This window comes from Alteromonas sp. ABH2_165, from assembly GCF_056159945.1.
This window is the reverse complement of record NZ_JBSWWF010000002.1, coordinates 174,926-199,892: the sequence shown is the minus strand read 5'-3', so window position 1 is coordinate 199,892 and position 24,967 is coordinate 174,926. Positions and strand designations below refer to the sequence as shown.

Annotated in this window: 27 protein-coding genes; 14 read left to right on the top strand and 13 right to left on the bottom strand. The window is 48.7% G+C overall.

Translation table 11 applies throughout. The annotated features are described in order from the left end of the window. The first annotated feature begins 2 nt into the window (after positions 1-2). The 10 genes from gspF (at position 3) to ACXAFQ_RS05475 (ending at position 9,833) form a co-directional block, all read left to right on the top strand. A complete protein-coding gene (gspF, locus tag ACXAFQ_RS05520) occupies positions 3-1,226 on the top strand; it encodes a type II secretion system inner membrane protein GspF (RefSeq protein WP_474818693.1) in 1,224 nt (407 codons plus the stop codon). Between the two features lie 8 nt (positions 1,227-1,234). Further along, positions 1,235-1,660, top strand: a complete 426-nt coding sequence (gene gspG / locus ACXAFQ_RS05515; RefSeq protein ID WP_425388356.1) for a type II secretion system major pseudopilin GspG — start codon at positions 1,235-1,237, stop codon at positions 1,658-1,660. A gap of 11 nt (positions 1,661-1,671) precedes the next feature. Continuing rightward, on the top strand, positions 1,672-2,310 hold the full coding sequence (gene gspH, locus ACXAFQ_RS05510) for a type II secretion system minor pseudopilin GspH (protein WP_474818692.1): 639 nt from the start codon (positions 1,672-1,674) through the stop codon (positions 2,308-2,310). Then, entirely contained in the window at positions 2,307-2,696 is a 390-nt protein-coding gene (gene gspI, locus ACXAFQ_RS05505; RefSeq protein WP_474818691.1) for a type II secretion system minor pseudopilin GspI, read from the top strand. Before gspH ends, gspI begins: the two co-directional genes overlap by 4 nt. Further along, positions 2,693-3,331, top strand: a complete 639-nt coding sequence (gene gspJ / locus ACXAFQ_RS05500; protein ID WP_474818690.1) for a type II secretion system minor pseudopilin GspJ — start codon at positions 2,693-2,695, stop codon at positions 3,329-3,331. Before gspI ends, gspJ begins: the two co-directional genes overlap by 4 nt. Then, positions 3,328-4,323, top strand: coding sequence for a type II secretion system minor pseudopilin GspK (gspK, locus tag ACXAFQ_RS05495; protein WP_474818689.1), 996 nt, complete (start codon positions 3,328-3,330; stop codon positions 4,321-4,323). Before gspJ ends, gspK begins: the two co-directional genes overlap by 4 nt. Further along, positions 4,323-5,516 carry a type II secretion system protein GspL gene (gspL, locus tag ACXAFQ_RS05490; RefSeq protein ID WP_474818688.1) on the top strand — a complete coding sequence of 398 codons (1,194 nt, stop codon included), beginning with the start codon at positions 4,323-4,325 and terminating at the stop codon, positions 5,514-5,516. The genes gspK and gspL overlap by 1 nt, the downstream gene beginning before the upstream one ends. 3 nt (positions 5,517-5,519) lie before the next feature. Then, positions 5,520-5,990, top strand: a complete 471-nt coding sequence (gspM, locus tag ACXAFQ_RS05485; RefSeq protein ID WP_070124554.1) for a type II secretion system protein GspM — start codon at positions 5,520-5,522, stop codon at positions 5,988-5,990. Next, complete coding sequence (locus tag ACXAFQ_RS05480; protein ID WP_474818687.1) at positions 5,990-6,745, top strand: type II secretion system protein N; 756 nt, start codon at positions 5,990-5,992, stop codon at positions 6,743-6,745. The genes gspM and ACXAFQ_RS05480 overlap by 1 nt, the downstream gene beginning before the upstream one ends. A 334-nt stretch (positions 6,746-7,079) precedes the next feature. Next, positions 7,080-9,833 carry a TonB-dependent receptor gene (locus ACXAFQ_RS05475; protein WP_474818686.1) on the top strand — a complete coding sequence of 918 codons (2,754 nt, stop codon included), beginning with the start codon at positions 7,080-7,082 and terminating at the stop codon, positions 9,831-9,833. 108 nt (positions 9,834-9,941) lie between these two features. Here ACXAFQ_RS05475 and ACXAFQ_RS05470 read toward each other — a convergent pair whose 3' ends face one another. The 5 genes from ACXAFQ_RS05470 to yrfG all read right to left on the bottom strand — a co-directional run bounded on the left by ACXAFQ_RS05470 (position 9,942) and on the right by yrfG (position 13,661). After that, positions 9,942-11,318: an NAD-dependent succinate-semialdehyde dehydrogenase gene (locus tag ACXAFQ_RS05470; protein ID WP_474818685.1), complete on the bottom strand. Its 1,377-nt coding sequence runs from the start codon at positions 11,316-11,318 to the stop codon at positions 9,942-9,944. A gap of 261 nt (positions 11,319-11,579) precedes the next feature. Beyond that, entirely contained in the window at positions 11,580-11,978 is a 399-nt protein-coding gene (locus ACXAFQ_RS05465; RefSeq protein WP_474818684.1) for an HVO_A0114 family putative DNA-binding protein, read from the bottom strand. Beyond that, positions 11,975-12,337 (bottom strand): toxin-antitoxin system TumE family protein, encoded by a 363-nt coding sequence (locus ACXAFQ_RS05460; protein ID WP_474818683.1) that lies wholly within the window; start codon positions 12,335-12,337, stop codon positions 11,975-11,977. The genes ACXAFQ_RS05465 and ACXAFQ_RS05460 overlap by 4 nt, the downstream gene beginning before the upstream one ends. A gap of 92 nt (positions 12,338-12,429) precedes the next feature. Then, the gene (gene yjjX, locus ACXAFQ_RS05455; RefSeq protein WP_474818682.1) at positions 12,430-12,975 is read right to left on the bottom strand and encodes an inosine/xanthosine triphosphatase; all 546 of its coding nucleotides are present in this window, start codon (positions 12,973-12,975) and stop codon (positions 12,430-12,432) included. Then, the gene (yrfG, locus tag ACXAFQ_RS05450) at positions 12,975-13,661 is read right to left on the bottom strand and encodes a GMP/IMP nucleotidase (RefSeq protein WP_474818681.1); all 687 of its coding nucleotides are present in this window, start codon (positions 13,659-13,661) and stop codon (positions 12,975-12,977) included. The genes yjjX and yrfG overlap by 1 nt, the downstream gene beginning before the upstream one ends. A gap of 70 nt (positions 13,662-13,731) precedes the next feature. Here yrfG and nudE point away from each other — a divergent pair, with 70 nt between their 5' ends. The 3 genes from nudE to ACXAFQ_RS05435 are packed head-to-tail and all read left to right on the top strand — an operon-like array spanning position 13,732 to position 15,701. Next, on the top strand, positions 13,732-14,295 hold the full coding sequence (gene nudE / locus ACXAFQ_RS05445; protein ID WP_070124546.1) for an ADP compounds hydrolase NudE: 564 nt from the start codon (positions 13,732-13,734) through the stop codon (positions 14,293-14,295). Between the two features lie 3 nt (positions 14,296-14,298). Further along, positions 14,299-15,135 (top strand): 3'(2'),5'-bisphosphate nucleotidase CysQ, encoded by an 837-nt coding sequence (gene cysQ, locus ACXAFQ_RS05440; protein ID WP_474818680.1) that lies wholly within the window; start codon positions 14,299-14,301, stop codon positions 15,133-15,135. Continuing rightward, positions 15,132-15,701 carry a YceI family protein gene (locus ACXAFQ_RS05435; protein ID WP_474818679.1) on the top strand — a complete coding sequence of 190 codons (570 nt, stop codon included), beginning with the start codon at positions 15,132-15,134 and terminating at the stop codon, positions 15,699-15,701. Before cysQ ends, ACXAFQ_RS05435 begins: the two co-directional genes overlap by 4 nt. Positions 15,702-15,786: 85 nt before the next feature. Here the strand turns inward: ACXAFQ_RS05435 and mdoH are convergent, their stop codons facing one another. Both mdoH and ACXAFQ_RS05425 read right to left on the bottom strand, forming a co-directional pair. Then, positions 15,787-17,799 carry a glucans biosynthesis glucosyltransferase MdoH gene (gene mdoH, locus ACXAFQ_RS05430; RefSeq protein ID WP_474818678.1) on the bottom strand — a complete coding sequence of 671 codons (2,013 nt, stop codon included), beginning with the start codon at positions 17,797-17,799 and terminating at the stop codon, positions 15,787-15,789. Continuing rightward, positions 17,774-19,414 (bottom strand): OpgD/OpgG family glucan biosynthesis protein, encoded by a 1,641-nt coding sequence (locus tag ACXAFQ_RS05425; RefSeq protein ID WP_474818676.1) that lies wholly within the window; start codon positions 19,412-19,414, stop codon positions 17,774-17,776. The genes mdoH and ACXAFQ_RS05425 overlap by 26 nt, the downstream gene beginning before the upstream one ends. A gap of 448 nt (positions 19,415-19,862) precedes the next feature. Here ACXAFQ_RS05425 and ACXAFQ_RS05420 point away from each other — a divergent pair, with 448 nt between their 5' ends. Beyond that, positions 19,863-20,405 carry an outer membrane beta-barrel protein gene (locus ACXAFQ_RS05420; protein WP_474818675.1) on the top strand — a complete coding sequence of 181 codons (543 nt, stop codon included), beginning with the start codon at positions 19,863-19,865 and terminating at the stop codon, positions 20,403-20,405. A 44-nt stretch (positions 20,406-20,449) separates the two neighbouring features. Here the strand turns inward: ACXAFQ_RS05420 and ACXAFQ_RS05415 are convergent, their stop codons facing one another. The 6 genes from ACXAFQ_RS05415 to ACXAFQ_RS05390 form a co-directional block, all read right to left on the bottom strand. Further along, on the bottom strand, positions 20,450-20,857 hold the full coding sequence (locus tag ACXAFQ_RS05415) for a hypothetical protein (RefSeq protein ID WP_474818674.1): 408 nt from the start codon (positions 20,855-20,857) through the stop codon (positions 20,450-20,452). 2 nt (positions 20,858-20,859) lie between these two features. Further along, the gene (locus tag ACXAFQ_RS05410; protein WP_474818673.1) at positions 20,860-21,072 is read right to left on the bottom strand and encodes a hypothetical protein; all 213 of its coding nucleotides are present in this window, start codon (positions 21,070-21,072) and stop codon (positions 20,860-20,862) included. 150 nt (positions 21,073-21,222) lie between these two features. After that, the gene (locus ACXAFQ_RS05405) at positions 21,223-21,459 is read right to left on the bottom strand and encodes a YheU family protein (RefSeq protein WP_474818672.1); all 237 of its coding nucleotides are present in this window, start codon (positions 21,457-21,459) and stop codon (positions 21,223-21,225) included. Positions 21,460-21,466: 7 nt separating this feature from the next. Then, positions 21,467-22,477, bottom strand: a complete 1,011-nt coding sequence (locus ACXAFQ_RS05400) for a hydrolase (protein ID WP_474819265.1) — start codon at positions 22,475-22,477, stop codon at positions 21,467-21,469. Positions 22,478-22,485: 8 nt separating this feature from the next. Next, on the bottom strand, positions 22,486-22,971 hold the full coding sequence (locus ACXAFQ_RS05395) for a TIGR02444 family protein (RefSeq protein WP_474818671.1): 486 nt from the start codon (positions 22,969-22,971) through the stop codon (positions 22,486-22,488). Beyond that, entirely contained in the window at positions 22,955-24,862 is a 1,908-nt protein-coding gene (locus ACXAFQ_RS05390) for an ATP-binding cassette domain-containing protein (RefSeq protein WP_474818670.1), read from the bottom strand. The genes ACXAFQ_RS05395 and ACXAFQ_RS05390 overlap by 17 nt, the downstream gene beginning before the upstream one ends. Positions 24,863-24,967 lie beyond the last annotated feature (105 nt).

The following is a 24,967-nucleotide window of genomic DNA, read 5'->3' as shown; positions in this document are numbered from 1 at the left end:
CCATGGCAGCGTTTTCTTACAAAGCGGTAAACGCAAGCGGACGTAATAAGCAAGGTGTACTTGAAGGTGATAACGCCCGTCAGGTACGCCAACAGCTGCGAGAGAAGGGCCTAATTCCCCTTGAAGTGGAAATGGTAGCGGAGAAATCCAGCAGCCAGTCTAAAAGCATGTCGTCGTTATTCCGACCGCGAATTTCAGCCGCCGATTTATCGCTTATTACCCGCCAGCTCTCTACCCTTATTGAATCGGCCCTTCCTATTGAAGAAGCTTTATTGGCCGTGGCCGAACAAAGCGAAAAACCCCGTCACAAAAATATGATGATGGCAGTGCGCAGTAAAGTGGTAGAAGGTCATGGTTTAGCGGATGCCATGGGCCAGTTCCCTAGCGTATTTGACGAGTTATACCGCGCCATGGTGGCTGCCGGCGAAAAATCCGGACACCTTGATGTGGTACTAAACCGACTGGCCGATTACACCGAACGCCGTCAGCAAACACGTAGCCAAATTACCCAGGCGTTAGTGTACCCCTGCATTATGCTTACCTTCGCCATAGGGGTTATCTCATTACTTCTTACCTTGGTCGTGCCTAAGATCGTCGGCAACTTTACCAATATGGGCCAGGAACTTCCGGCTATTACACAGTTCTTAATTGACCTGAGTGACTGGATGCGCAGTTACGGTCTGTTCTTGCTACTGTTTATCATGTTGTTGATTTTCGTTGCCAACCGGCTGGTACAGCAACCCGCCATGCGGCTCAAGTATCACCAGCTCATATTGCGGTTACCGGTAATCGGTAAAGTGAGCAAAAGCCTGAATACAGCGCGATTCGCCCGAACTTTAAGCATTCTTTCATCCAGCGCTGTGCCATTGCTGGAAGCCATGCGCATATCCGCCGATGTACTGCAAAATCAGCACATCAAGAATCTTATTATGGAAGCGGCGGTCAATGTTAAGGAAGGTAGCAGCTTGCGGGCTGCACTAGACAACACAAAAATGTTTCCGCCGATGATGATGCACATGATTGCCTCTGGCGAAAAGTCAGGAGAATTACAAGGCATGTTAGGGCGTGCTGCAGACAACCAGGAGCGTCAATTCGAAGCCCAGGTCAGCATAACCCTTAAAATTTTTGAACCCATGTTGATTGTTGTGATGGCCTTGGTGGTACTGTTTATCGTAATGGCCATACTGCAACCTATATTAGCTATGAATAAGATGGTGAATATCTAATGAGAAAGATGAGAAGACACGCAGGTTTTACCCTGATTGAAGTGATGATTGTATTGGTTATCATCGGCATTATCGCTTCTATGGTTCTGCCAAACGTAATTGGTAACCAGGAAATTGCACAGAAGAAAAAAGCGGCGGTAGATATCCAGCAACTGGAAGGCGCAATTGCCATGTACAAGATGCAGGCAAACCGTTATCCCTCTACCGAGCAAGGTTTGGAAGCCCTGGTTGAAGCGCCGACTATCGAGCCAATTCCAAAGAACTACCCGAAGGGCGGCATTATCCAGCGCCTGCCAGAAGATCCGTGGGGCAATCCTTATCAGTTCATGAGTCCGGGTGAAATGGGTGAATACGACATCTATTCAAATGGCCCCGACGGCGAACCAGGCACTGATGACGACATCGGTACCTGGAACGTGAACGAATACCTGTAATCGTATTGTGTATGAAACAGCCCCGTCTTCCCAACCTGCACACACCGCAGCGCGGCTTCACCTTATTGGAGCTGATGTTGGTGATGGCCTTGATGGGGCTGGCTGCCACCTATGTGGTATTCAATGTTTTTGGTGTTAACCAGTCAGATCAACTGAAAAAAGAAGCCCAGCGCCTGCAAGTATTGGTAGATATGGCCAGTGACTACGCGGTACTGAATCAGCAGCAGTTGGGCATTCGTTTTGAGCAGGATGATCACGAATATTACTTTGTGTTTCTGAATGATGACGACGAGTGGGAAAAAATCACTGACGAAACACTTTATGAAGCCCACGTACTCGCCGACCCGTTTACTTACGATTTAAACCTCGATGACTTGCCCTGGGATACCGAGGATCAGCTATTCGACCGCGAAATGTTTAATGAAAACTTCTCGCTAGACGAAGAAGGCGTAGAAATCGGTAACGAAGAAGATCGCAAGCTGCCCCCGCCTCAGGTACTCATTATGTCCAGCGGCGAAATCACCCCATTTACGCTAACCATGAATTACGAGCCAGACTTTGGTACCGATTCTCCGGTTTACTATCAAATTCTTAATGAAGACGTGCCTCCCTTGAAACTGGAAGGGCCGCTGGAGTTGCCCCCACAATGAAAGCGCAACTTGGCCGTCAGTCTGGCATGACCCTCATTGAAGTAATGGCCGCATTGGTCATTTTTGCGCTGGCCGGTACTGCGGTAATGAAGTCTGCCGCCGAACATTTATCCAGCGTCAGCCAGGTTGAAGAAGTCACCTTTGCCACCTGGGTAGCCAATAACCGTCTGAACGAGATGAAACTCACTGGTACCTGGCCGCCGAAAAACAATCAGCGCGGAACCATGGAAATGGCAGATCGCACCTGGTACTGGCAGCAGGTTGTGACCAAAACTACCGATGACGACTTACGTGCAGTAGAAGTGAACGTAGGCCAAGACCCGCAGTACGAGTACTTCCAGGCGAATGTGATTACCTACGTGAGCAAGCCGGTGGCGATTCAATGAAACAACGTGGATTTACTCTCATTGAAATTCTTATCGCGATTGCGATTTTTGCTTTCATTGGCGTGGCCTCCACGGCAGTACTTACCACCGTACTCGACAGTGACGAGTTGTCTTCCGCTCGTTTTGATAAATTTCAAAAACTTCAGCGCGCCGTCACCACTATAGAGCGGGACATGCAGCAGGCCGTTCCCCGCGCGGTACGCACGGGATCAGGTGAAAGCAATACGGTAGTTATGCGTGGTGGCGAAACCGATGACAGCGATGGTGAGGGCATTCAGTTTGTGCGCAGTGGTTGGCAGAACCCGCAAATGATGTTGCCCCGTAGCACCTTACAAGCCGTTGCCTACCGGGTTCGCGATGGCAACCTTGAACGACTGTACACCAACTATGTGGACAACGTGGTTGGCACCGAGCCTAAAGTCAGAGTACTGCTGGAAGACATTTCCGATTTTAAAGTTGAATTTATTGCCGATGTTGAAGAAGACGAAAACGGCAACTTTGATGAATCTGAAGGCCTGAACTGGAGTGAATCGTTCGTCGGCGCGGCACTCCCCAAAGCCGTTGCATTCGAGTTTGTGAGCAAAGATTTTGGCCTTATACGCCGCGAATTTACGGTTAGCGGAGCCAGTTTATGAGAAGCATGCATAAACAACGTGGCGTCGCGCTGATTATTGTTTTCATGATCGTAGCGTTAGTCGTGATTATTGCTACCGACATGGGTTCAAGACTACAAATTCAGGTGAAGCGGGCGTCTAATATCAAAGATAATAATCAGGCCTACTGGTATGCCATGAGCGCAGAAGCCTTCGCCCGTAAATCGATAAAAAGCATTTTCGATGAAACGGCCGATAAAATTGTTATTACTCAGCCCTGGGCGCAGGAATTTACATTCCCTTTGGAGAACGGCGGTATTCAAGCGCAACTCGAGGATGCTCAGAGCTGTTTTAATCTGAATGCGCTCGGCGAAGCAGCACAGAGTAGCCAAAGCAGTAGCAACTCAACCCAGGCCACAGAACCCATGCTGGCGTTCGGTCGCATGCTGGAAGCAACCGGCGATAATATCGATAGCTACACCGCAGAAACGGTACGAGACAGCTTAGCTGACTGGCTGGATGGGGATGATCGTATGCGCACTTATGGCGCTGAAGATGCCGAATACGAAAGCCGTGAACACCCTTATCTGGCGGCGAATAACCTCATGACCAATCAGTCAGAGCTGCGTCTGGTGAATGGCGTCAGCCCACTGTGGCTGAAAGATATTCAGGAATTGATTTGCGTTATCCCCGACGAGACTGCCATGGAAATTAACGTTAACACGCTTACTAAAGAGCGTGCAGCATTACTCGCAGGACTAACAGGCATGACGTTAACCGACGCTACCAGCCTGATATCGAGTCGCCCGGAAGATGGCTGGGACGACATAAACGACTTTTTGAGTGAACCGTCTGTTGCGGCAATGAATCTTACCGCTGAACAACTTGATTGGTTTACCATCACTACCAGATATTTTATCTTGCATACAAAGACCAAGTACAATAAAGCCACTTTTTCGCTCAGCACGCTGTTTAAAGCTCAGGGTGGAGAGAACGTACAAGTTGTGCGACGCGAATTCGGAGGAGTAAAGTAATGGAACAATTACTGGTCAGGCTAGGCTCACGGCAGGAAGACCGTGTGCAGTGGTTGGTTTGGTCGGCCGATGAACAGGAAATCATCGCGTCCGGTGAACTGCCCGATGCCTCACAGCTGGCAACATTAAAAGAACGAGCGGGCCAACGCCCAGCTATCGCGCTGGTACCCACCTGCGATATCGCAATGCGCTGGGTAGCCTTGCCGCCACGGGCAAGTCGCAAAGTGCTGAGTGCCATTCCGTTCATGCTAGAAGATGAACTGGCACAGGATGTAAGCAAACAATTTTTTGCCATGGGGCCTCGACGGGGTGACCAACAGGCGGTAGCGATTGTCAGCCGCGAAAAGATGGAAGATTGGCAGGACTGGCTCAACGAAGCCGGCCTGTACTGCGACAAATTGTTACCTGATGTACTCGCCGTTCCTCATCATGAGGGCGCGTGGAGCGTGCTTGCAGTCGGTGAGGACCTGCTTATTCGTGAGGATGAATGGCAAGGCATGGAAGGCGAGCTCAGTTGGCTGCTACCCGCGTTCAGCCATCGCCTGCGCCGGGCTGAATCGTTAACCACCGTGCACAATTACGCCGATATGGAGTTGTCCGCCATCCCCAACCTGGATGTACACACCGCCGACCTCGAGCTACCCATGCACGTGATGGCGAAAGAAGCGATAGCCTCGTCGTTCAACTTACTGCAAAACGAATACCGCATTAAACGCAAGCGTACCGGCTATCTCCATCAATGGCGGGTAGCCGCTGTTCTGGCCGTGGTTGCACTGACCACCAGCCTGATTGATAAGGGCGTGAGCATCTATCAGTTAAGCCAGCAAAATGACCAGCTCAGTGCACAGATTGATCAGGCCGTGAAAGCCGGATTTCCAAACCTTGGCACTTACCGGGATTTACGCTTAAAGATCCGCAGTGAAATGGCGCAGATGCAGCAGGGCGGCGGTAGTGCGTCTATGCTGGCAATGATGGGCGAACTAACGAATGCGTTTGCTACCTCTGAAGTGAAACCACAAACCTTGCGTTTCGATGCATCACGAACAGAAATACGCATGCAGGCCATAGGTAAAAACTTTGAGTCGTTAGAGCAGTTCAAACGCCAGGCAGAAAGTGCCGGGTTTGAAATTGAACAGGGCGCAATTAATAATCGTGATGATGCGGTTATCGGCACAGTAGCGATACGGGGCTAAGCGATGAAATTAATGGAAAAATACCGCCAACTTAGCGAGCGCGAGCAACGTCTGGTTCTTATCTCTGGTGTTGTGCTCATTATCGCGCTGTTTTACTGGGTGATCTGGCAACCGCTTTCAAACAGCCTTGAACAGCAACAAGCCCGACTAGAGAGCCAAAGCGAGTTACTTTTGTGGGTGCAGGAAAATGCCGTTCGCGCGCAGCAGCTGCGCCGCACCTCAGGCAATAAGGTTTTCAGTGGCTCATTACCCCAGGCCGTAAACACCTCGTCAGCGCGATTCAATATCGCCATCGCCCGCATGCAGCCTCAAGATGATGAAATTCAGGTAACGGTAGATGAAGCACCGTTTAATGATGTTCTGGGCTGGCTGCAGAATATGGAAGAAATGGGTATCCTGATCCTTCAAGCCGACCTCGCAGAAGGCAACGCGCCGGGCATGGTTCGTATTCGTCGACTTCAACTGGGTAAATAATGAAAGCAAAAATTCTGTGGACACTGGCGGCAATCCTGACGTTTCTGTTCTTTCTGGTGATCTACATGCCAGCCACCTTTCTGTTGCAAGGGCAATCGTTGCCAAAAGGGCTGAATATTTACGGTGTAACCGGCACGGTGTGGAACGGTAAAGCGCAGGCCGTGGTATTTGAAGGTACGCCAGTGACCAATGTGGAATGGGAACTGTCTGGCCTGGCACTGCTCACTGGCGGCATTCACGCTGATGTAAAAGGCGGTAACCTTCGCGCCGCCGACGAAGTGTCTTTCAAAGGAGAGGTACGCACCAGCCTGTTTTCTCCAGAAACCATCGAATCCAATGACTTCCTTTTATTTATGCCTGCAGACCGGGTATTGGCGCAAGTGCCGCTACCGTTACCGGTTAATGCAGACGGACGTTTCCGTGCCCGTATCGAAGCCTTATCCTTCGGCCCAGATTGTAACGAGCTGATAGGATTTGGTGACTGGCTGAATGCAACAGTGGCAGGTACTCGCGGCCCTATCGATTTTGGTAATTATTCGGCGGAACTGCGTTGTGTCGATAAGGGACTAGGGATCAAGGTGAATGAGCCGAACATGTTGGGCTTAACCCTGGACGTGATTGTTGAACAAGGCTTTAAAAATTTCTCTATCGACGGACGATTTAAAATTGATGAATCACTCCCCGACGAAGTTCACGATGCCGCCGCCATTTTCGGTGCGCCCGGTCCTGATGGCTATACGCCGATAAAACTCTAGTGGGTATGCTGTCGCTTCCTGCAGCACCACAACTAATAAAACAGAAGACATAAGGCTTTCCGCAATTACCTCGTAGTGAAGTGTTGCTTTTCAGGAACACTTCACACAGCGCCTTCAAACAGACGATCCCTTAACACCGTCAGTCCGAAAAGATCACCGATTGACATCGGTGTCATTCATCCCATCAATTTATCCATTCGACCTCGAGATTATGGATTATCGTTCAAGAAAAAAACGGTTCTGAATATCCCCATTTAGACTGGCACAGTCCCTGCCATAGTCGGTCCTGAAAACAATAACGAAACGACACAAATAGAATTATCAAGGACCCACTATGCACACCGTTTTTAGACAAACGTCTCTCGCTCTGGCCGTATTGAGTATTTTAGGCAGTTTGCCAAAAACCGCGCAGGCGCAAGAATCCGATCCTTCTGCACAGGCGATGGAGCAAATCGAAGTAACCGGCTACCGTCGCTCGCTTATTCAAGCCAAAGACTTAAAAAAAGATGCACTGGGCACACAAGACACGATATTGGCAGAAGACATTGCCGACTTTCCCGATCTGAACTTGGCTGAATCGCTCCAGCGGGTTCCTGGCGTCACCATTAACCGCGAAGCGGGTGAAGGCCGACAGATCTCTCTGCGCGGTTTGAATGCCGATTTCACGCAGGTACAACTGAACGGTATGGAAGCATTGGGCACCTCTTCATCATCCATGGACAGTCGCGGGAGCACCAATAACTCCCGCTCTTTCGACTTCAACATTTTTGCCTCTGAACTGTTTAACCAAATAGATGTGAAGAAGTCGTATTCTGCAGACATGGACGAAGGCGGCATTGGCGGTACCGTTGGTCTGCACACTGCTAAGCCATTCGACTACGACGGCTTCCGTAGCGCCATCAGCGTCCAGGCCGGCGATAACGCAAACACCAACGACACCAGCCCGCGCATTGCCGCGCTGGTCTCTAATACATGGGACAAATTCGGTGCGTTAATCTCTGTGGCTTACAGCAATCGTAATACCAGTGAGCAAGGCTATAACACCTATCGCTGGCGGCCGCTCGATGCACAAGGCTCTGATATCTCAGCCTTGTCCGCAGCCGACCAAGCGGCTGTAAACAGTGGCGATTTGCGGTTTTCCCGGGGGAGTCGCTATTCACTGTTTAACAGTGACCAAACCCGCCTAGGCGCAACGCTGGCACTGCAGTATCGCCCGAATAGCGACCTGTCCATTGGCTTTGACGCCCTTTACGGCAAACTAGGTATTGATCGCGATGAATATCACCTCGCCAATAATGGCTCAAACTCTACGGCGCTGGGCTGTGCCGGCCCAGACTACGATAATGGCGCAGGCTATGTCTGTTCCCAACTCAACGACATTGAATACAACGCCAATAATGAAGTGGTGTATTCCTCTTTCAGTAACACCAATATCCAGTCTGAAACCCGTAATCAAACGGCTGACAGTGAAATAACCCAGTTTGTGTTAAACGCAGACTGGACGGTATCGTCTGATCTCACACTGTCCGCTCTTGCCGGTACCATGAAAAGCACTTATCAGGACAACAGTGCTAAGGTTTATCTGGAATCCTTCGGTGACGAAACCATTGATTTCACTCAGGACCGTTTTTATGGTCAGAACAGCTATATCAACGGCTATAACCCCACAAACATCGATGAGTTTCGTTATCACGATATCGACCTGCTCGCTAACGATATTGAAAACGCTTTTGATGTGGCCAAAATTGATGCCGACTATGCGCTGAACAGTTACAGCGGATTAAGAGTGGGCCTGTCCTACAAGAAATTCGAGCATTCAGACAATTATCTGCAAACCGACAACCTATTGCTCGATGATTGGCAGTCTGGCGCCGTATCCGACGTGGTAAATCCCGATTACGTGTTTGTGAACAACCAGCACAGTCAACAAGCCTGGCTGAGTACCGATGTGAACAGTGTACTGGCGACTTATGGCATCGACAGAAACGGCGACATGGTGCGTACACCAAACAAGGTGGAAGAAGAAACAAAAGCGGCTTACGTGCTGTACGATCTTAGCTTGTTCCTGGGCGATACTGAATTAAGAGCGAATGCTGGTGTTCGCTATTATCAAACCGACATTACCTCTGCGGGCCTGTTTAACCAGACGGAGTACGTCACATTGGAAAGTGACTACGATGGCTATCTGCCAACCATGAACTTGGCCTGGTATGCCACAGACAATTTAGTACTGCGCGCCAGTGCCGGCAAGAACCTAACCCGTCCGACACTGAACAACCTTGCCATTGGCGGCAGCATCAACACCGATCCTCAAGCCGGGGCTAGCGGCCTTTCTATCAGCGCGGGAAATACGGCGTTGCAGCCGTTCGAAACCGTAAACATGGAAGCAGGTGTAGAATATTACTTCGATGAAGTGGGCTATATGGCTGTTTCTTATTTCCGAAAGGATATAGAAAACTTTATCAGCACTACCACCACACCAACCGCTTATGGTGAAACCGGTTATCCGCTGGAACTCATCGACGGCGCGGTGGACGCAGACGGCAACCCGCAAACCGCTGACACGCTTTACGACGTATATCAGCCGCAAAACCTTCAGGACAGTGACTTCAGCGGCTGGGAATTCTCTTTGCAGCGTGATTTCGACTTTTTGCCTGCGCCATTCGATAAGCTGGGCGCCATTGCAAACTATACCTATGCCGATGGAGACTCGGTGCACGATGTGATCGTTGATGGCGAAACAACACAAATTGTTCGTCCTTTCTACGGTCTGTCGAAGAATACCTATAACCTCACGGTGTATTACGAGACAGATGCATGGGGAGCTCGAGTATCGGCGACGCACCGCGATAAATACCTAACCTGGGTAGAGACCTCCAGCGTAGATGAAGATGAATCTGGCTTCCACGGCACCACGTACTGGGATTTCTCGGCGTTTTACAACGTGTCAGAAAATCTCAAACTGAGCCTGGAAGGGGTAAACCTGAGCGATGAGCGCGAGGAGCAGTATTCAGACAGCAGCGACCGCCTGTACAACACCTCACAAAGCGGCAGAACGTTTTACATAGGTGCGACTTACACGATTTAATGAGCACTTAACTGCCGTAAAAAATCTATTCTTTATAAACTAAAAAGCCCTGATTTACTTTCGTAAGTCAGGGCATTGCTTAATACTTTACGCTTTTACATTCAACGCTTACTCAGCAATAAAAATCGTTTTCTCGTTAACGAACTCTTTCATGCCGAAACCACCGTGCTCACGACCGTAGCCACTGTCTTTCACCCCACCAAATGGCAGGTTAGGCTGTGCCAGTGAATAGCCGTTAATGTTAACCATTCCGGTGTCGAATTCTTCCCGGGCCAGATCAATGGCTTTCTGCTTGTCAGAGGTGAAAATACCGCCGCCCAGACCATAACGGGAATCGTTGGCAATACGCATAGCATCTGCATCGTTCTTCGCGCGAATAAAAGAAGCCACCGGACCAAACAGTTCATCATCATAAGCAGGCATACCTGGCTTGATGTTTTCTAAAATCGTTACCGGATAGAACCAGCCTGTCTTGTCTGGCACTTCACCGCCGAGTGTCACTGTGGCACCATTTTTCACAGATTCTTCGACCTGCTCGTGCAGTTTGTCGCGAAGATCTTCACGGGCCATGGGACCAAGATCCGTTTCCGAATCGGTAGGGTCACCCACCTTCAGCGCCTTGAACGCGTCAACAAACTTGTTACGGAAATCGTCGTAGACACTTTCTACAATAATGAAGCGCTTGGCCGCCACACAGGTTTCGCCGTTGTTAATAATGCGTCCCTGTACGCAGGCTTCCACCGCTGTTTCAATATCGGCATCAGACAGCACCACAAAGGCATCATTACTGCCCAGTTCCAGTACAGTTTTCTTCGACAGGCCTGCAGCGGTTTCCGCCACAGTTTTGCCCACATTGTCACTGCCAGTAAAGGTGACGCCGCGCACTTTGTCATGCTCAATAAGCTTGCTCGCAGTTTTGCCGTCTATCAGTAACGACTGGTAAACATTTTTCGGGAAACCAGCATCGAGATAGAGCTTCTCAATAAATTCCGCCATACCAAACACATTGGCAGCATGCTTCATCACTGTGGTGTTACCGGCCATGACATTGGCTGCGCTGTAACGAATAACCTGATAGAGCGGGAAGTTCCAGGGCTGAATCCCCAAAATCACACCAATTGGCTGGAAGGTGATAATGGCACTGCCGCCATCGTATACACGGTTTTCATCTTCCAGCACCTTTTCGCCATTTTCGGCGGTGTAACGACATATGGAAGCACACAGCGCAATTTCCTGCTTACCCTGTTCAGTTACTTTACCCATCTCTTTGGTCATTAAATCGAGAATGGTGTCGGCATTGTTTTCAATCTGATCGGCAAGGTTATTCATTAGTTTCGCCCGTTCATCGAAGCTGGTTTTCTTCCAGCTCAGAAAAGCTTCATGGGCAATATCAACGGCTTGATTCGCGTCCGCTTCGGACATCAGCGTATATTCGGCAACAGTTTCTTCAGTGGCAGGATTAATCGTTTGTACTTTGTCGGTCATAGTTAGCTCCTGTTTCATCATGTTCATTAATTCAATGTTGTGAAAAACAGGTGCAAGCATGAAGCCAGACAAATATTAAATTGTAAAAATTATGTTGATTCAGGAAGTTAGCGTCAATGAACAGACAAACATTACTTCAAGTTAATGTTAACCTATTCACAGATAAGGAATTTTTTTCACACTTCTGGAGTGAATAACGCAGGGAGTTTTCTAGATGATCATTCGAACAAATTATCGGAGAGAAAAGATCACAGCAGCATCCTATGCAGCTTGCTGCTGTAATTCCGCAAGCAGATTCTCGATTTCCTGCGTAATAACGATCTCAAAATCCGTAAACAATGCAACTGGCTTCAAGCTCCGCCCAGGTCCTTTTTCCAGGCGAACAAATCCTTTTTCACTTAATGATTTCAATGTATTGGATAGATTCGACTTTTGGCGACCACTTAATTCGGCGAGCGCAGTAACACTTTCTGGACGTTCACGATCAATCAGTCTCAGTAGTGCGATGTTATCAGGATTCAAAATCTGAGAGATTCCATTGAGAGAGGTGTACCAGACTTTTGGTTCATGCTTGCCAGGTGTATATTTTCCCTGAGCAATGGCTATCGCCCGCACACGGATAAGTTGCTCTGACATGATGCCGATTCGAGCTTTCATCATCTTTTACCCTCTATAGTTTCAATGGTTATATCAATTCCAGTGAAAAAATCATTTAACAGCGAAGTAGCGTCTTTAAACTCATAAGGTGTTCCCTTATCACTGGCTGACTTATGCATATGGTCATAATCATAACGTTTAGCTGCAAAACCTTTTTTCCTGACAGGCTTAACAGCATGTGCATTGTCTAAGCCGAAAACACGCTTATTGAATTTATTATGCAAAGTGAGATTATAGCGAATACCATGAGGCCTTTCTCTGCTTGGTTGCACTTCCCACGCCTCAATTCTCCACCAGTAACCATCATCTCTGTGTGCTTCGGTATCATGTAGGGCAAGAAGATTAGCTAGTCCGTTATCCAATTTTTATCTCGCACACCAATGTTATGACCAGAGCATAACCAAAAGAGATATAGCCGTCCAGTTTCTGGCTAAGATAAACTTAGCTAGCTACGTCAATCAGCAAACAAATTTGGATGATTGAATTTCGCCATTGCCAGCAAAATCGCGAGTTCGTAAACGCTTTGGCGGGTAGCGAGGTGGTTGGTGAGCAGGCCGATGGCGCCGCCTTTTTGTTTGATGTTGTCGGTGTTAAACAGTTTGTCCATCAGTGGACCGAGTTCTTCACCGGCCTGTAATGCGCTGAACACGGAGGGTGGCAATGGCAAATTAGCACTGCGCCCCACAGACCACTGGTTTTTATGGTAAATAGCGACAAAGGCAAAGGTGGCCGGACCATCTTCAAACCTATCCACACCGCCTTCAATAGCGATAAACCAGTCTTGCTCGCGGGACGTCTCATCGGCTTGTGCGAGGCAGGCTTTGACCCTGTTAATGGCGCCCTGACGCGTCTCTGTCGAATTCATCGGTTGTTCTGGAACACCGCTTGGCACATTCATGCCAATGGCCTCAAGGGCTGGCAAGTCTAGCGACAGGCTAAGTGATGACCTGGCAGCGTTTAGCTTTACCGGGTTTTTAGAGCCCACGATGCATACCGTCATTATCGTTTCCTTACTGGATGGCGACGAATCTCTTCTACCATCGTACGATAATCTTCAACCGCAGGAAATGCGTTAATTGACCGTACCGGCTGTTTACTGTCAGGATTGCTTACGGCGAGCAAATGCGCGATACCAAACTTCTGCGCAGCTTCTAAAATATTCAGGCTGTCGTCTACAAACAGCGTACGTGACGGGTCGAAACCAACACGGGCCTGCAATTGCTTCCACAGATTTTGCGATTCTTTTGTCACACCGAATTCGTGAGTGGAGATCAGCGTGTCGATGTGACTGTCTAATCGAGTGTGCTCAACCTTCAAAGAAAGGCTATCAGGATGGGCGTTAGTCACCAGAATGACCTCTCGGCCGGTTTCATGCAGCGCATCGAGAAATGGCAAGGTATCGTCGCGCATGGAAATGAGATGTTCAATCTCACGCTTGGCCGCCATAATGTCCATATTTAGCTGCTCAGCCCAGTAATCCAGACAATACCACTGTATCTGCCCCATGACTCGCTGATAGTGGGCCATCATGGTCGCTTTACATTCTTCCACCGACTTCCCACTGCGTTCAGCGATTTTTTTCGGCAGGTGCTCGATCCAGAAGTGATTATCGAAGTGCAAATCCAGTAAGGTTCCGTCCATGTCGAGCAGAACCGTGTCAATTTCACTCCAGGGTAGAAATGGCAAGCGATTTTCCTTCAAATACATTAAGCTTAATCATTGGTTGTCATCATAACGAAAGTTGTAACGGATAAACATGAGTAAAATTGATCCCGCCAAAACACTGCCAGAAATTACACACCGGGAAATTGTAGCCCGTAGTCGGTTGTTTAAAGTCGAAAGGCTGGATCTCACATTCTCTAATGGCGAAGAACGCCAGTTTGAGCGAATGGCTGGCGGAAACCGGGGCGCAGTGATGATTGTGCCCATGCTCGATGAAAACACCATGGTACTTATTCGAGAGTACGCCGCGGGTACACATACCTACGAACTGGGTTTTCCAAAAGGATTGATCGATCCGGGTGAAACCGCTCTGGAAGCGGCTAATCGCGAACTGCAGGAAGAAGCCGGGTACGCTGCCCGCGACTTACACGTTATCCATACCGTGAGTATGGCCCCGACATTTTTTAATGCCGAAATGACAATCGTACTTGCCCGCGACCTGTATCCGCAGTCGCTGGAAGGCGACGAACCTGAGCCCCTTGAAGTTGTGGAATGGCCTGTTAGTCAGGCTAATGCACTGCTCGCGCGAAAAGACTTCACCGAAGCTCGTTGTGTCGCTGCCCTGTTTTTAGCTCAGAAGTGGTTAGAGGAGCACTAACGCATGCCAAACGATCCCCGAGAAGCCTTAGTTGAACTGGCAAAGAAAGTCGCTTTAGAAGCCGGCGAAGCCGTGTTAAAAGTTTACGATCAGGGTGATTTCGATGAATACACCAAAGATGATGAATCGCCTGTTACCAGTGCCGATTACCTGGCCAACGACATCATTAACAAACGCCTGATTGAAGCCACACCCGATATTCCCATTCTCTCGGAAGAGAACAAACATGCCAGTTTGGAAGAGCGTAAAACCTGGGATCGTTATTGGTTAATCGACCCCATCGACGGTACTCAGGAATTTATCGCCCGTAGTGGTGATTTTGCCGTAAATATCGCGCTTATCGAGAACAATGAGCCGGTTATTGGTGTCATATTCTGGCCTCCGGGACAATCGTTGTATTACGCCTCTAAAGGCCATGGTGCTTTTAAAGAAGCGCCAGACGAGCACAAACAGATTAACGTGCGCCAGCTAGACGATCCTCACGATAGCGTAGTGATGATCGCCATTAGTCGCCGTCAGTCGAGAGAGAAAGTCTTTTCTCGCATGTCAGCAAAGCGGATTTATCAAACTCTGCCGCTGGGCAGCTGCTCACTAAAGGCCTGCTTTATTGCTGAAGGCAAAGCTGACGTATTCATGCGACTCGGCATTACCGGAGAGTGGGACACAGGCGCATCGCAATGTATCGTGTCTGAAGCTGGCGGTAGTATTCTTGCCGCAAACTTTGAACCACTAACATACAACCAGCGTAACACGCTGGAAAACCCAGATTTCGTAGTACTTGGCGACCAGCGTGTGCCTTGGAACGACATCGTACAATACGACAAAGGAGCGAAGGAATGATGAAGAGAACGTTACTGGCGTTATCAGCGTGCATTGCACTGCCAGCATCTGCGGCATGGACTCTGGACAGCGAAGGTTCCAGCCTGAACTTTCTATCAACCAAGAATGCCCAGGTGACCGAAGTTCACAGCTTCGACAAGCTGGAAGGAAGTTTAAGTGACGCAGGAAAGTTAACAGTTGAAGTACCGCTTAGCAGCGTAAACACCAATATTCCTCTGCGTAATACCCGCATGCAGGAAATGTTGTTTGAAAGTGGTAAGTACCCTTCTGCTACATTCACTGCAACGGTACCGGCTGAATTAATGAAACTCAGCGCGGGTGAAAGCACTACCGGTAAAGTGAAAGGCGAACTGAGCCTTCATGGGGTTACCGCACCGGCGACTTTCAGCGTGCTAGTAAGCAAAGTATCTGATGATGAAATCACCGTGGCAACTACGGCTCCGACCATCGTCAGTGCAGCTGATTTCAAATTAGATGGTGGCGTTAAAGCCTTGCAGGACGTTGCTAAACTTAGCAGCATCACCGCAGCAGTACCTGTTACTTTTGCGGTAACGTTTACAGAATAGTCTGATCCTTTAGTGATAAATAAAAATGGCTCATCAAATGATGAGCCATTTTTTTTATCTGCGACTGAGGCTTTAAATTAAGCGTTTAGGCCGCGTTTCTGTCGTTGGTATTCAATTCACTGGCTGCATTAAGCGCAACCTCATCGACGCGTTTTGGTAATGGTGGAGCCGACAAATCCTGTACCACCATGCTATGAGGTACATCTTCTGGCAACTCCGGCTGGTCCGGCGCGTAGCCTTCTAGCTCACTCAAATTAAACGTTGCCATATGTTCACGTACTTCAACCAGCACGGGGGCTTCACGTAACTCTTCCTGAATCACAAATACGCCTGCTTTGCGGCAAGTACGGCCAAACCCCGGGCTACTGGTAAGGCGAATGATTGGCGCAGCGAACACCATGCCGGTGAGCACTGGCAGTAACCAAAGGAATAGCGAAGGCGTGTAATAAAAAGTAGCACCACCCCAAATTAATGCCAGTACCGTCATGGTTGCGGCTTTAGAAATTGCCACTTTCCACGGCACCATGCGGCCTTCCCGAGTCTGCGCTTCCCACTTGACCTGATGACCAATAAGCACACTGATCACAAAATAGCTGTGATAGAACATCATCATAGGCGCAATAAGTACGGCCATGAACAATTCCACAAGGCCACCGAAAATCAGCTTGAAGGCACCCCCAAAATCTTTTCTGCGTTGGATAAGAGCCAGAATAAGTCCCAGGGCTTTCGGCGCGAACAGTAGTGCAATGGTGCCCCACAGCGTAGCAATCATGAGCCCTTCCCGAGCAATCTGCCAATCAGGGAACAATTGGTGATCGGAAGTGAAGTACACTGGGTCCACCAACGCTTTTACCAATGCATCTGCTGTTCCCGCCATCAGCATCATGAACAGCAACAGTGAAGACATATAGGCAAAGGCACCAAAGCCGAAATGGAGGCGATTAGTGGTTTTCAAGCCGTTGGTGCGCAGCAGCCCGAGATGCTGAATATTACCCTGCACCCAACGGCGGTCACGAATCGCGTAATCCACCATATTGCCTGGCACCTCTTCGTAGGAGCCGTCGGTGTCTGTGATGAGATAGCACTCCCAACCCGCACGCCGTAGCAACGCAGCTTCCACAAAGTCATGGCTTAGAATATCGCCACCAAATGGCGCACGGCCTTCCAGTGTGGGCAATCCGCAATGCTGCATAAACGGCTTCACTCTGATAATGGCATTATGGCCCCAGTAATTGGCACTGTCGCTCTGCCAGAACGAAAGACCCGTGGCCAGCATAGGACTATAAAGATGAGCAGCAAACTGCACGAAGCGACCAAAAAATGTATCCTGACGCACCGGCATCGGAATGGTTTGGATAAGCGCAGCTTCGGGATTCGCCTCAATGCGGCGTGTCATATCCAGCACCCGGTGTGCGGACATGACGCTGTCGGCATCAAGCACCAGCATAGACTCATACTGCCCACCCCAGCGTACGCAGAAATCGTGAATATTACCGACCTTGCGACCCCAATTGTCTTCACGGCGACGATAAAAAACTTTATCGCCATGTTCACCAAGGCGACCCACTAAACGCTTCCAGGCTCTAAGTTCAGCTTCTGCTTTTGCTTCATCCTGCGTATCGCTAAGCATGTAGAAATCGTAGTTATCAGCGTATTCGGTGTTAAGGATCGCGTTCACGCAAGCTTCAAAACCTACGATGATGCGGTCGGTATCTTCGTTGTAAACTGGCATTACAATGGCGTGGCGTTGAGTAATTGGCGTGTTCACATCGGCGGTAGGAAGCTCGCGGCGCAATGATATGGGGTCGATGTGGAATAGCTTTAGTAAGAAACCAATTACCGATGTCCAGAATGACCAGGTGAGCCATAAAAACAACACCATTGCCAAACCTAATTGCACCATTTCAAGTTCAGTGAATCGATTAGGGCGGAAAATCTCGAACATGCTATAGCCGGTGAGGGCCGTAGAAACGATAGTCAGGAATCCCATTAACAGAAGTCGCCAGCGGCGACCTCGAACATTTAATTTACTTGCTTCGGCGACATCCTTTTCGGCTACCGCGTTATCAGCCTTACTGTTGGATTGGCTCATACACATAGCTCCATATTTCACTCATTTGTGTTTCGTTGTGATTCAGAAACATCCGCATATCCACTACGGCTTCTCCTTCAGGGATCACCAGGAACGTCACACGAAGGCTTTTGCCACCGTCCACTTCATAAACACGGGCCTGATCAACGCTGGCATTGGTGGCATCGAGAATTAGATTTACGTCGTCAGGTTTTAGGTTCATGCCTTTTGGCACTTCGAAGTCCACAACAAAGCGGCGAACATTACGCTCTTCAGTGGTCTCGAATCCAGGTAAGGTACTGATCCCCTGACGGGTTCTTTCTACGGTTGCAACGCCGTAACGCATTGGCTTTTTCTCAACCGTTTTTAGTTCATATTCGAAATAACGACTTTGGCCAGCCAGGAAAGGTTCAACGGGCACCCAGTAAGCCACAATATTATCGTGCACTTCAGAATCGGTAGGAATTTCAACAATTTCCAGCTTACCCTCATTGAAACCTGCTTTCGGTGTTACCCACAGACTCGGACGAAGGTGATAATTGGCTTCAGCATCCAGATAGTTAGAGAAGTCGGTATCTCGCTGCAACATACCAAAGCCTTTGGGGGAAATGTCACTCAGGGACGTGATCTGCAATTTGGTTGGGTTGGTAAGCGGACGCCAAATCAATTCGCCCTTACTGTTTAGCATTTGTACGCCGTCACTGTCGTGCACTTCCGGGCGATAATCATCGCGACGGATTTGTGAGTTTTCACCGTACAAAAACATGCTGGTAAAGGGAGCGACACCAAGCTTATCAACGTCTTCACGAGCGAAGATCCAGCTTTTCACCTTCATGGTGGTGTCGGTACCCGGCATAATTTCAAAGCTATACGCACCGGCAACAGAAGGGCTTTCTAAACGGGCATAAATCTTTATTGGCTGACCTTCCTGAGGCTCTATCAACCAAAATTTAGTGAAGTGGGGAAACTCTTCGCCTTCAGGCATGGCCGTATCAATTGCCAGGCCACGTGCAGAAATACCGTAAACCTGATTTTTACCTACCAGGCGAAAATAGGAGGCACCCAGAAACACTGCAAATTCATCTTTGTATTTCTGATTTTTTATTGGGTAATGAAGACGAAATCCGGCATAACCGGATTTTTCATCAGTAAGGCCAGCCAGAGGTTCGGCATTTTTTTCGTAGATAAAACTTTCGCTTTCGAACGGTACCAGGTTCTCACTGTTGTCCGACGCGATGGTCACCACACTGACAGGCTGCTGATACAGAAAGCCAGGGTGGAAGAACTGTACTTCGTAGTCGTTTTCACCTGCCCACAATGCTTTTTCTGGGTTAAAGCGAATTTGACGATAGGTTTCATAGTCGATGTTTTTAAGTTCATCTGCCAGACCATGGTCATTGACCACATAATCGCGACCGGCATTTTTCTGTGCAGCATCGATAACGCGATTCAATATAGGTTTGCCCGCAGGAAGATTCTTATCTGATACTTCGTCTGCCAGACTAAGCGTGCTAAAGCCCACACAAATGCAGTAAATAAAAGCGCGCATGACGGCTGGGCTGATAGAAAAGAAAGAGCAAAAAGATGCCAGTGAAGGTGTCGTAATTTCCGTGTTATTGGCTAACTGTAATTGCGGCAGCATGATTTACTGACTCCGATAAATTATGATAACTGTGCGTTACGATTTGTTTTTTGTTGCACAGGGTTTTGCAAGAGGTGTTCCAGCTTAAAAACACGCTTAAATTTTTAATTTCCAAATACAAATCAAATATTTACCATTCCCCACCCAATCAGAGAGTAAATATCAAACAGCAACAATTACAAGGCAGTGAGTAAATCAGGGAGAACTGTCTGTACCCACCGACACTTTTTTGTATAACAGGTGTTCAGTCATGGCTTTTTTGTATACAGGCACAACTTCTCAGTGTTTGTTAGAAGATGAGACGATAAGAGATTTAGCTATTTAAAATCAGCGCTTTATACACAGGAATGGTAATAAAACCCTTTTACCAATATACGAAATGGCAAGATGATTGCTCTGCAGTCGCAGTTAAATGATTTTCTTCCAAGCATAGATAAGGAGTCTCTTTATGCGTTTTACCAAATCATTACTGACTGTTGTTGCTCTTTCAGGCCTCTCTTCGGCGGCAATGGCAGGATCACCAAACTGGCGCTTTGTTGAAGGTGGCTATACCAACGCAGATGTGGGTGCTGGCGATTTTGACGGCGTAGATGTGGGCGGGGTTTACCTGCTCGAAAACAACATTTACGTTACCGGTGAGCACAAAATGTTAGACGACAATGGCACCGACCTGGATATGACAACGGTGGGTCTGGGTTACCGCATGCCACTGGATTCATCCACCGATGCCTATTTCGGCGCGAACTTCGAGCGAGTAGATCTGGAAAACTATGATGAGAATGGCTACAGCGTACACGCTGGTTTGCGTTCCATGGTTACCGAGCAAGTAGAGTTATTGGGCCAAATTGGCTACTACGATGTGGATACCGGAGATGTAACAGTAAAAGTAGGCGCGAACTATTACTTCACACCACGCTGGGCTGTGGGCGCCAGCTTCGAGAAGATTGACGATCTTGATATCACGCAGCTAAACGCGCGCTACACTTTCTAAAATCCCTGCAATTTTGAAGTAGACCCGATAGGTCAAAGCCTGGCTCAGATGCCCAACCCATCTGGCTGGGCTTTTTTCATTCTTCGCATGAATATCAATACACTATAAATAAATAAGCCCGCTCCGATAGTGGCTGAAATATCCAAGTAATCGAAGGTTCGTTCACTGATATAAATTTGTAGAAGTTCGTAACCTAAAAGCCCTAACGTAGAGGCTAGGATTGTTTTCCCATACTCCCTAGAAAAGAGAAATGCATTGAGGTTCGTAACAACAATCACGGCAAGAAAGCTTGGCGCGCAATCCAGCAATAAAGATGAAAACTGCGCCCGCAAGCCTGCAATTTCACCGCAAACCTGATAAGCGAAAAAAGCGAGAATAAGAAATAGAAATTTCGATGAAATGTTGCTTATAAACGAGGGCCAAAGCCCTCGTAACCAATAACAAAGCTCCATCGCTACTCAGTGATCTCTCGAATGAAACGCTCGAGCTTTCGCTTCCAATAATCAATAGATGTGCTAGCAGCCTCTTTACTATTCTCAAGATATTTATCGATACCTTCTTTGCCACCGGCCGCGTCGTAAATATAAGCACCGATCAGCCTCAGGCCGATAGCCTGAATAGTTCCGCCAGACACACGATTTACATCTTCATTTTGAAGTAATTCCATATTAGTTCTCTTAACTTTCCTTAGTCTAAAATCCTAAGCATATAATCTACACGCTTTAGGTCCGTTCATCGCACATCTATACGAGAATAGAAAAGATAACTAACAGCAGAGCCAAAGAAAACTGTACTGGTGTTCGGATGTTTCCAAGTCTTAAAGCGATTCCTCTTCACCAGCCTGGTATTCATCTTTGGGGCGAATATTTACCGAGTCATGCAGTTCTGAGTACACCAATACCGCTTCACCGCTTTTCAGGGAGTGTAAAACCTGATCAACTTTTTCATCAAAGGAGGCTTCTACTTCGCCGTAGTCGGTGCCTTCGCGCAGTACGAAAGATTCAACAATATTGCGGAGCGTGTCTGGGGCTAGCTCGGTGATGGGAATAATCATTCTTACCTCAATGTGTTGGCAGATATTGGCTGAACCACTCGGCAGCCCGTTGTTGTAACCACACTGTGGGCTTTAACAGACCACCTTGCATAAATCCCACGTGACCACCAAAGTCACTGAGTTCAAGGGTTACGGCTCGTGCCAAATCGCTGGCATCCGGCACCACTGACGGACTCATAAACGGGTCATCCAGGCTATGAAGAATAAGGGTTGGGCACTGAATCGCACCAAGAAACGGCAATGCGCTACATTTTTCATAGTAGTCAGTCGCATCAGCAAAACCATGCAGGGGTGCTGTGACTTTTTCGTCGAACTCCTGGAACGAAGATAACTGGGATGCCTGCTCAACCGATACGTTTATCAGGCCCCGGTAGTCCATACGCTGCATTTTCTTAATCAGCGTGGACTTCATACTTTTTAGCAAATAATTTTGATAAACACGGGAGAAGCCGGTGGCAATACTTTGGCTGCAATCGGCCAGTTTCATTGGCGCAGACACCGCAATAGCGGCTTGCAGCCATTTCTGTGCGGGGTTTTCGCCAAGTAACTTAAGCAGCATATTGCCGCCCAATGAAAAGCCAATGCCGACTTTAGGCAGTTGAGGAAAGCGCTTTTCCAGCCAGTCGAGAAAAAATACCGGGTCGCTGGTTTCGCCAGAATGATAGGCTCTGGGCTGACGGTTAATTTCGCCACTGCAACTGCGAAAATGCATCATGACGCACTGCCAGCCTTGCTGACTAAGCACGGCCATCATGTCGTTAGCATAGTGCGAACGTATGCTGCCTTCTAAGCCATGAAACATGACGACGACACCTTTTAAAGAAAAGGGTTGTGGTCCCCAAGCAAGATCGAGAAAGTCATCATCAGGAGTGGCAATACGCTCCCATTTAACCGACAACGGTAAACGTTTTTGTAAGAAACGTGGCCAAATAGTCTGTACATGACGATTGCGCGCCCAACGAGCCGGAGTGAAATCACTGCGACGTACAATGCCATGACCACTGTCAGGTTGTTTGATCACCGTGTTTACTGCCCGGCCTGCAACGACTGAATAACGGCGGTGATGCGCTTTACTGCTGCAGGTTGCTGGCGAAGCTTAAACAGGTTCACAAAACCCGCCACACTGCCATTTACGCCCTTTACCGGCACAGACTCAACAGTAAGGCGGTTAAACATGGTAGTAAGTGCTTCCTGCTGTTGCATTTCAATGGCCAGTTCTTCCTGCTTGAGGGCTTCGTAGGCTTTCTGATTAAACGGACGTGCCGCTTTTGCATCCCGTCGCTTCCCACGATGGCTTGTCAGCTGCGTGTCGGTATCAGCAATAGCGGCATGCAGCACCTGCCATTGATTCAGTGTAACGATCATACCGTTATCAAGGCACCAGCACAGCAGCAACAACATGTTCACATTCACCTGAAACTCGTCTTGCAACAACAACGCTTGTTCACTTACGCCGTCGCGACCGTATATCTCCAGGCTGTACTGCCAGAATGTATCAGCATTCAGATTCATAATTTGCCCTTGCTTCTTCCATGGTTTCCTGCGCATCCAGCCAGGCCATCTCGTGTTCTTCCATTGCTTGCTTCAGCGTCGTCTGCTCATCGAGCAGCGCCATCAGCTTCGCCTTATTCTGTTCTTCATAAAGTGAGGTATCGCCCAGAGATTCTTCGACCTGAGCCAATGCGGAAGAGGTTTTCTCCATCGCTTTTTCATGTTTTTCAATGGCCTTCTTAATCGGCGCAACGGAATTACGGAACTCCGCCTCGCGACGTTTTTCAGCCTTGCGATCTACTTTAGGTTTATCGTCTTTGGGCGCTGCCGCTTTGGCTTCGCTCTGCTGAGCTAAGATCCAGGTACGATAGTCATCGAGATCGCCATTGAATGGCTCCACCTGCCCACTGTCTACCAGATAGAAGTCTTCGCAAACTGACGACAATAAGAAGCGATCATGCGAAACCAGCACCATTGCGCCTTCGAAGCCCTGCAAGGCCATGTTCAGTGCATGACGCATTTCTAAATCGAGGTGGTTAGTAGGTTCATCCAACAGCAACAGATTGGGCTTTTGATACACGATCAGCGCTAACACCAGTCGTGCTTTCTCACCACCCGACATGGGAGCAACCGGCTCAAGTGCCTGATCGCCGTGGAAGCCAAAACCGCCCAAATAATCACGCAGTTGCTGCTCTGTGGCCTGCTTATCTAATCGTTGCAGGTGCAGGATGGCTGAAGCTTTCGGATCCAGCGTTTCCAACTGATGCTGGGCAAAATAACCCACGTTAAGACCTTTGGCGGTGGTGAAATCGCCCTGCATCGGGTCGTGCACGCAAGCCAGCAACTTGATCAGTGTTGATTTACCCTGACCATTGCGCCCCAGCAAACCAATACGACTACCGGGCACCAGATTCAACTTCACATTGTTGAGGATAACTTTTTCACCATAGCCCAATTTGATATCGCGCATCTGAATAAGTGGATTCGGCAGACCGGTAGGCTCGGCAAATTCAAAATTGAAGGCGCTGGCAGCGTGTGCAGGCAATATCTGCTCCATACGCTCGAGCTGTTTAATCCGGCTTTGTGCCTGTTTAGCTTTACTGGCTTTCGCCTTAAAGCGGGTAATAAACGACTCCAGATGAGCAATTTTGTCCTGCTGCTTTTGGTATTCAATGTTCTGCAAACGTAAACGCTCAGCCCGCTGTTTTTCGTAAGACGAATAGTTACCGGTATAGGCGATAAGTTGCTGCTGTTCAACGCTAACAATTTGCGCCACGGTATTATCGATAAAGGCTTTATCGTGACTAATAAGAATAAGTGTACCGGAATAGCGTTGCAGCCATTTTTCCAACCAGATAACCGCGTCTAAATCGAGGTGGTTTGTTGGTTCGTCTAAAAGTAAGAGGTCGGAAGGGCATAACAGAGCCTGGGCGAGATTAAGGCGCATGCGCCAGCCACCGGAAAAGTCGGTCACAGGCGCGTTTAGCTGTGCGGTAGTAAACCCGAGACCGGCAAGAATAGTCGCCGCCCGGGCTTCAACATCATAGGCACCGGCCTGCTCAAGCTGACCATGAAGTTGTCCCATCGCCTCGCCGTCATGACGAGCTTCGGCATCGGCCAGTTTTGCCTGACAATCGCGGAGAAGTTTGTCTCCATCGATAACATAATCAATGGCACTGCGGTCGACAGCCGGCGTTTCCTGCGCCACGCTAACGATGCGCCAATGTGCGGGAACCTGACAGTCGCCGGCATCGATGGACAATTCGCCCCGTAGCAGAGCAAAAAGGGTAGATTTACCACAACCATTGCTGCCAATCAGGGCCGTTTTGTGGCCTGGAAAAATTTGTGTGCTGGCGTGTTCTAGTAGCACCTTGCTACCACGCATCAGGGTTACGTCAGATAAAGTAATCATGCCTGTGCAGTTGTCCTCCGCGTTAAGCGGCGTATGATAGCAAACTCCCCGGTTAATGGCTTGCGTTTCACATGCTCATCACCATAATCCGGGAAGAAAATCAGC